This is a genomic window from Acidovorax sp. KNOB132, assembly GCF_057541515.1.
The window spans coordinates 1-6994 of record NZ_BAAJYT010000189.1; the positions used below are offsets into that span (position 1 = coordinate 1).

Genomic DNA, 6994 nt, shown 5'->3' on the forward strand with positions numbered 1-6994 from the left:
ATGAAAACGCCGGCGTGGGGCTTGAACGGCTTGGAAAAAGAAAGCGCGCACACCGCCCTGGCGTGCGCGCCTTGGCCGGGCGCAGGATCAGTCCGCGGAGGCCGATTGTGTCTGCAGGTAGTTCTGCAGGCCGACCTTGTCGATCAGGCCGATCTGCTTTTCCAGCCAGTAGGCGTGGTCTTCCTCGGTGTCGCGCAATTGGGCGAGCAGCAGGTCGCGGCTCACGTAGTCCCGCACGCTTTCGCACAGGGCCATGCCTTGCTGCAGCGCGGCGCGCACTTCGTATTCGGTGGCCAGGTCCTTGCGCAGCATCTCGGGCACCGTGGTGCCGGGGGTGAATTCCTTCGGGCGCATGTCGGGCATGCCGCCCAGGAAGAGAATGCGCCGCAGCAGCGCGTCGGCGTGCTGGGTCTCTTCCTGCATTTCATGGTCGATCCGCGTGTAGAGCTTCACGAAGCCCTGGTCTTCGTAGAGGCGCGAATGGATGAAGTATTGATCGCGCGCGGCCAGTTCGCCGCGCAGCAGGTCCTTGAAATAATCGATGACCTGTGGGTTTCCCTGCATGTGTTTTCCTTGGAATCAGGGCAGGAGTATCGCGCGGCCACCCGGCCCGCGGGTGAATGCCCCCGGGCCGGCGCTCTGCATGCGTACCGGGATCAGAAGCGTTCGCGTTGGGGGTGCTTTGATGATGATAGCGCTCGGCGTTGATGGAGCCGATCGGTATTTCGTGCATCGATGGTCAATTGCAGGAAAAGATGCTCGACTTTCAACAAGGAGATGTGCTGCCAATTCGTCAAGCGAGAGTAATTCGTTATTTTTGCCATTGCTTCGTGCTCGATCATTGGGTTTCCTTTGCATTTTTTAAGATGATTTAACGAATTGCTATGGAGTCCCCTAATGAAGTCATCGCCCATTGATTCATCATCACGTCGTGGTAACCCGACTGCATCAGGGGAAAGGCCGAGTACCCAACGCCCGCCTCTCAGGCATCGGGCTGCGCTCCATCGCCCATCTGATTTGCCTCCACGCGTCGAGGGCAACTCATCGAGTTCCAGTTCGTCTGCTCCAAGAAAGGCATTTGCGTTTCAGCCCCGTGGACCTGCGCTGGATCGGCGAAGGATGACGGAAATTGCCGAGCGGGTCGCATCCGAGCCGGGGTCTACCCTGATGATGTCTCCCTCGATAAGGGGTCGATCGGGCAGGGCGGAAATCAGGCCAGTATTGCCGCAGAGCAAGAGCGAGCAAAGGGAAATGCTCCAAGATTTTTTGACGAATTGGTCAGGTCCCCAGTCGGTAAAAACCAAAATTCTCAAAGCCCACGAGGAGGAGTCCTTCGTTCTAGACTTGGAAGGGAAACATCTGAGCAGTCTTCCGGATGGGCTTTTCTTGCTGCCACATTTGGGAAACCTCATTGTGAATGGCAACCCTTCACTCAAAAATTTGCCGCCCGATCTGGCTTACGCCCCCGCATTGGCCCGCATCCAGGCAAACGATTGTGACCTGCATGAGTTGCCGGAAAATATCGGTCAGGCGGGGGAGTTGGTCATGCTGGAGATTAAAAATAACGGCCAATTGACCGAACTCCCTGCATCGATGGCGGATTTGAAAAAATTCGAGGTGATCGAGGCAACCCGTTGTAATTTGGTGGTCTTGCCGGAAGGCGGGATGGGCCCAAAAATCCGGCAAATCGATCTCTCTAATAATCCGAGGCTCAGCCATTTACCGGAGAAATTAGGCGAGAGCCCCAATATTGAACATCTGGAATTGAAAGGTTGCTCGCTCTCGAGCATTCCTTCTGGTATTGGTGCCCTCCCAAAGCTGAAGTCGCTGAACTTAGCGGACAACGCGGCCATGCAGCAGCTTCCACCAGGCCTGAACTTCAAAAAGGTGCATGTCGGCACGCGAGGCACGCAGATCCGCCTGATGGACTTGGTTTTAAACCAACCCATCAGTCCGCCTGTGCGCAAAGAGCAAGACGCCAAACTCAAGCACGTGCAAAAGCACTGGGGAACGATCCAGAAGCTGATCGAAACCGGCGGCGCTAGAGTGGCACAGAAGGCAGAGGCCGCCCGCTTGGAAGTGGACCAGGGCAGGGCCGGTCTCTCCAATACCGCGCAATCAACACCACTGGCAGGGCGCAATTGGAAGGCCGCCAATCATCAAATCAAAGAATGGATCGGCCAGCACCAGCCGTTGGATACCGACCATCTGAAGCGCCTGAATGCGATGCTGGGCCAAGGCACCATGCCTTTCAACGACCCTGATGCATTTGAAAAATTTGGCGCGCGATTTGGGGAGTTTCGCCGGCAACCGACCGGATTTCCCCAGGGAAGCGCTGCTGCTGCGGTGGTAGACGAGCGAGAAGTGGGTGCGGAGATGGCTCAGTTCGATGAATGGTTTGAACAGGCATCCGCTCAGGTGTCGCAAGGCCAAATGAGTCCTGCCGAACTGTCAGCGGCAACGGTCCAGCGCTTGATGAGCATTCACCCGTTCCCCGATGCCAACGGCCGCACGGCTAGGCTTGCGGGTGACTGGGTTTTGATGAGCTATGGTCTGCCGCCCGCCAACAGTCCAAAACATCCAATCATCGTGTTCTCCAGCGGACGCAACCCAGAAGGTCCTGACGATGCCTTTGCCTTAACGGTCGAGGGCATGACAAAGACCGTCGAGATTTACGAAAAACATTTGGGATTGAAAACCTCAAGGCGTTAAAACTCACTATGTCCAAAGATGCCTTTTGACAAACCCGTCTCCGCACGGCGTGTCCTGCGCAGCACTTTGGTGCTTTGTTTTGTCTCCACCGCTGCGATGGCGCACGCTGGAGGAGCAGGTATCTACCGCTTGGACTGGCCCTACCGCGGCGAAGTGCTCAACTACCGCTCCTGCGGCTGCGCCGACGCATGCTGGGTGGCCGAAGTTCGGATTCAGCGGACAAAGGCCTTGAAAGCCCGGTTGCGGTGCGACTGCGAGTCCCTGCGCTACGCCCGGTCCCCGAGTCTGTCCAAAGAAACGGCGCTGGGGAATTGCGAAACCATCAACCGCAGTGGAAGCAAACCGGAAGCGATTCGCGAAAAGCTGGAGCAGATTCTGCACCCCACCGGCGCGAATCGAGGTTCAGCGTCCTCTGCACCATGAGGCTGACACGGCAACGCCGGCGGCGTTGTTCGGGCCTCTAATTTCCTGCCAGGCAACCTAGCGTCAGAAATCCACAGCCGCCGACAGCATCAGCGTGCGTGGCGCACCCACGGTCACGTAGTTGCTGACCACCCAGTAGTTCTTGTCGAACGCGTTTTCCAGGCTGGCGCGCAGCACCACGGGCTTGCCGGAGACCTTGGTGGCATAGCGGGCGCCGATGTCCAGGCGCGTCCAGTTGCCCACGCGCAGGCGATTGGCGGCGTCGGCATAGACCGGCGAGGTGTGGATGACGCGGCCGTTCAGGCTCAGGCCCTGTACCCAGGGGGTGTCCCAGTCCAGGCCCAGGTTGAAGGTGCGGTCCGGCACGCCGGCGGCGTGGTTGCCCTGGTTCAGGCCGCCTGCGGTGCGCGTGAGCTTGGCGTCGTTGAAGGCGGCGCTGGCCATCAGGCGCAGGCCGCGCTGGACTTCGCCGTAGGCCGTCAGCTCCAGGCCGCGGTTGCGCTGCTCGCCGCCGAAGCTGTACACGTTGGTGACCGGGTCGGTGACCGCGCCGGGCTTCTTGATCTGGTAGATGGCGGCCTGCGTGGTGAGCTGGCCCCAGTCCACTTTCACGCCCACTTCGTGCTGCTTGGATTTTTGCGGGGCGAAGGTCTCGCCGGCGTTGGCGGTGGTGACCCCGGCGGTGGCGCCGCGGGTGAGGCCTGCGGTGTAGTTGGCATAGACCGAGATGTTCCTCGCGGGCTTGAACACCACGCCCGCCAGCGGCGTCACGGCGCTCTTGTCGTAGCGGCTGGTGGAGACGCCGGTGGTGGGCGTGAAGTTTTCCTGCTCCATGGTCTGGTGGCGCAGGCCCAGGGTCACCAGCAGGCGGTCGTCGAGGAAGGCCATGGTGTCGGCCAGGGCCAGGCTCGACTGGTCGGTGACCGAGCTTTTGCCGGGTGCGCCGCGCGCCACGGTCATGGCGGGCAGGGGCGAGGGGTTGTACAGGTTGGAGGCGTTGGTCGTGGCCGAGGTGGCGTAGAAGTAGCCCGTTTCCTGGTTCAGGTAGTTCGCGCCCAGCGCCAGCGTGTGGCCGACGCTGCCGGTCTTGAAGCGCGTGCGCAGGCCGACGTCGGCGGCCTTGGACTTCGTGTACTGGTCGTAATAGGCGTTCGACACCCGGAAGTTGCCCAGCGCGTCGGGCCGGCCGCTGGGGAAGGTCTGCTCGTAGTCCATGTCCATGTAGCCCAGGCTGCCGTAGACGGTGGTGCGGTCGTTCAGGTCGTGCTCCAGGCGCGACATGACCGTCTTCACGTTGTCCTGCAGCTTCGTGCCGGGGTAGAAGTTGAGCCGCGCGTCGGGCACGGCCGGCACCGAGGTGGCCGTGCCGGCGAAGTTGATCTGGGGCCGGAATTCCTTGGTTTCGCCGCGCGTGGCGAAGGCGTCCAGCGACCAGCGCGTGCGGGCGCCGGCGTAGTCCAGGCCGACCGAGCCCAGGCCCAGGTTCTGCTTGCCGCCGTCGATGTTGCCCTCGCCGCCGCGCACCAGGCCGTTCACGCGCACGCCCCACTGGTTGTCTTCGCCGAAACGGCGGCCCACGTCCAGGTGGGTGCCGAACTGCGCCTTGCCCATGTAGGTGGTGGTCAGCCGCGTGAGCGGCACGTCCGCCGCGCGCTTGGTCACCACGTTGATGCTGCCGCCGACGCTGCCGCTCGGGCCCACGCCATTGGTCAGCGCGCCGGGGCCCTTGAGCACTTCGACGCGCTCGATGGTCTCCAGCGGGATGCTGGTGGACGGCGCCAAGCCGAACAGCCCGTTCATGCTGATGTCGCTGTTGGACAGGGTGAAGCCCCGCACCTGGAAGTCGTCGCCGAAGCCGCCGCGCGAGGTGAGCGTGCGCACCGAGGCGTCGTTCATCACCACGTCCGCCACGGTCCGTGCCTGCTGGTTGTCGATCAGCTCCGAGGTGTAGTTGGTGGTGCTGAACGGCACGTTCATCAGGTCGGTGTTGCCCAGGATGCCCAGGTTGCCGCCGCGCGCGAACTGGCCGCCCGAATAGGTCTTTTGCAGGCCGCCGATGGCCTCGGCCTGGTCGGACACGACCACTTCGTCGAGCGCCGTCCGGGCGGCGGTCTGCGCACCGGCGCCGGCGGCGGCGATCAGAAGCCCTGCGCCGACGCAATGGCGGACGAGGCGGGCGAGCGGGGTGGGGGCGAATCGGGGTTCTGCGCGGCAGGCGTGTCGGTGCATGGTGTTCAGGAGCGGGCTTTGCGGCCGGCGGGCCGGGGTCCGTGGCCAGGCCGTGAAGGGCCGGGAGAGGACCGCCGGGCGGCGGAAAGCGGTTAGAAGAATGAGAAGCGTTATCAATTATGATGTCACCACCACGGGCCGATCGGGGTCGTCGGCCGGGCGCGTGGGATTGGTGCTATTAATTAAATAGCGTCGAAGGCAATCGAAACGCCGGCATGGGCCCGATTCGGCCCATATCCCGCCCGGCGGAATGCGATGACGAAGTCCTCCGGGTGGACTGCGGCGGCGCCTGGCCGGCCGGCGCGCCGCGCCGCCGCCGCAGCGGCCGCCGCTCCAGGGCGCCGGCCGGAACCGTCATGCCGGGCGGGCACAATACCGCCCACCATGCTGATGTACCCCCAAATCGACCCCATCGCCCTGCAAGTGGGCCCGCTGGCCATCCACTGGTACGGCCTGACCTATCTGGCGGCCTTCGCGCTGTTCATGTTCCTCGGGGTGCGGCGCCTGCGCCACGAGCCCTTCGCCTCCATCACCGGGCCCGGTGCCTGGACGCGGCGCGACGTGGAGGACATTCTCTTTCTCGGCGTGGTGGGCGTGGTGGCGGGGGGGCGGCTGGGCTACTGCCTGTTCTACAAGCCGGGCTACTACCTGTCCAACCCGCTGGAGATCTTCTACATCTGGCAGGGCGGCATGAGCTTTCATGGCGGGCTGCTGGGCGTGATCGCCGCGATGGTGTGGTTCGCGCATTCGCGCAAGCGGCCCTGGCTGCAGGTGGCCGACTTCGTGGCGCCGTGCGTGCCGACGGGGCTGGCGGCCGGGCGCGTGGGCAACTTCATCAACGGCGAGCTGTGGGGGCGCTTCAGCAGCCCGGACCTGCCCTGGGGCATGGTGTTCCCGCAAAGCGGCTCGCTGCTGCCGCGCCACCCGTCGCAGGTGTACCAGTTCCTGCTGGAGGGCGTGCTGCTGTTCGTGCTGCTGTGGCTCTATGCCCGCCGCGAGCGCCGCCAGGGCGAGGTGGCCGCGGCCTTCCTGGTGGGCTACGGCAGCTTCCGCTTCATCGCCGAATACTTCCGCGAGCCGGATGCGTTCCTGGGCATCCTCTCGCTGGGCATGAGCATGGGCCAATGGCTGTGCGTGCCGATGATCGTCGCCGGCATCGCCATGTGGGTGTGGGCGCGGCGCCAGCCGGTGCTGCAAAGGGCTTGAGGCCCCAGGGGCCTCCAGCGCAATAAATACTAAGGCATTTTGCTATTGAAAATGTAGCAAACGCCCTGGGGGCGAATCGGCACCGCAGGTGCCTCAGACCGCCGCGCGCCGCGGCGCCATCGACCACAGCAGGCCCAGCGCCACGGCCAGCAGGACCAGCATGGCCGCATTGATGGCGGTCCATCCGATGCCCGACAGCAGCGCGCCCGAGCCGAACGACATGGCCACGGCCATGCCGCCGTTGCACAGCTCCATCAGCGCCTGGGCCGGGCCGCGTTCGTGCTCCGCGTGGTTTTCTGACAGCAGCGTGGTGCCGGCGATCAGCATCAGGTTCCAGCCCACGCCCAGCAGCAGCGAGCTGGCCAGGAACTGCGCGAACCCCAGGCCCGATAGCGCCACCGTCGCGCTGGCCACCAGCGCCAGG

At 63.6% G+C, this 6994-nt stretch carries 6 protein-coding genes and 1 pseudogene; 3 read left to right on the forward strand and 4 right to left on the reverse strand.

Annotated features, from left to right (window positions below):
- Nucleotides 1-87: 87 nt before the first annotated feature.
- Nucleotides 88-564 carry a bacterioferritin gene (bfr, locus tag AC27IO_RS18265; RefSeq protein WP_272548335.1) on the reverse strand — a complete coding sequence of 159 codons (477 nt, stop codon included), beginning with the start codon at nucleotides 562-564 and terminating at the stop codon, nucleotides 88-90.
- Between the two features lie 92 nt (nucleotides 565-656).
- A complete protein-coding gene (locus AC27IO_RS18270; protein WP_284428887.1) occupies nucleotides 657-842 on the reverse strand; it encodes a hypothetical protein in 186 nt (61 codons plus the stop codon).
- A gap of 277 nt (nucleotides 843-1119) precedes the next feature.
- Between AC27IO_RS18270 and AC27IO_RS18275 the strand changes: the two genes are divergently transcribed.
- Both AC27IO_RS18275 and AC27IO_RS18280 read left to right on the forward strand, forming a co-directional pair.
- A complete protein-coding gene (locus AC27IO_RS18275; protein ID WP_498740054.1) occupies nucleotides 1120-2712 on the forward strand; it encodes a Fic family protein in 1593 nt (530 codons plus the stop codon).
- A gap of 18 nt (nucleotides 2713-2730) precedes the next feature.
- Nucleotides 2731-3135: a hypothetical protein gene (locus tag AC27IO_RS18280; protein WP_284428885.1), complete on the forward strand. Its 405-nt coding sequence runs from the start codon at nucleotides 2731-2733 to the stop codon at nucleotides 3133-3135.
- Between the two features lie 63 nt (nucleotides 3136-3198).
- On the opposite strand, the gene AC27IO_RS18285 is transcribed toward AC27IO_RS18280, so the two are convergent.
- Entirely contained in the window at nucleotides 3199-5364 is a 2166-nt protein-coding gene (locus AC27IO_RS18285; protein WP_498740056.1) for a TonB-dependent receptor, read from the reverse strand.
- A 384-nt stretch (nucleotides 5365-5748) separates the two neighbouring features.
- Here AC27IO_RS18285 and lgt point away from each other — a divergent pair, with 384 nt between their 5' ends.
- Complete coding sequence (lgt, locus tag AC27IO_RS18290) at nucleotides 5749-6570, forward strand: prolipoprotein diacylglyceryl transferase (RefSeq protein WP_284428883.1); 822 nt, start codon at nucleotides 5749-5751, stop codon at nucleotides 6568-6570.
- 93 nt (nucleotides 6571-6663) lie between these two features.
- Here the strand turns inward: lgt and AC27IO_RS18295 are convergent.
- Nucleotides 6664-6994: pseudogene (locus tag AC27IO_RS18295) on the reverse strand (MFS transporter); the annotation flags it as partial.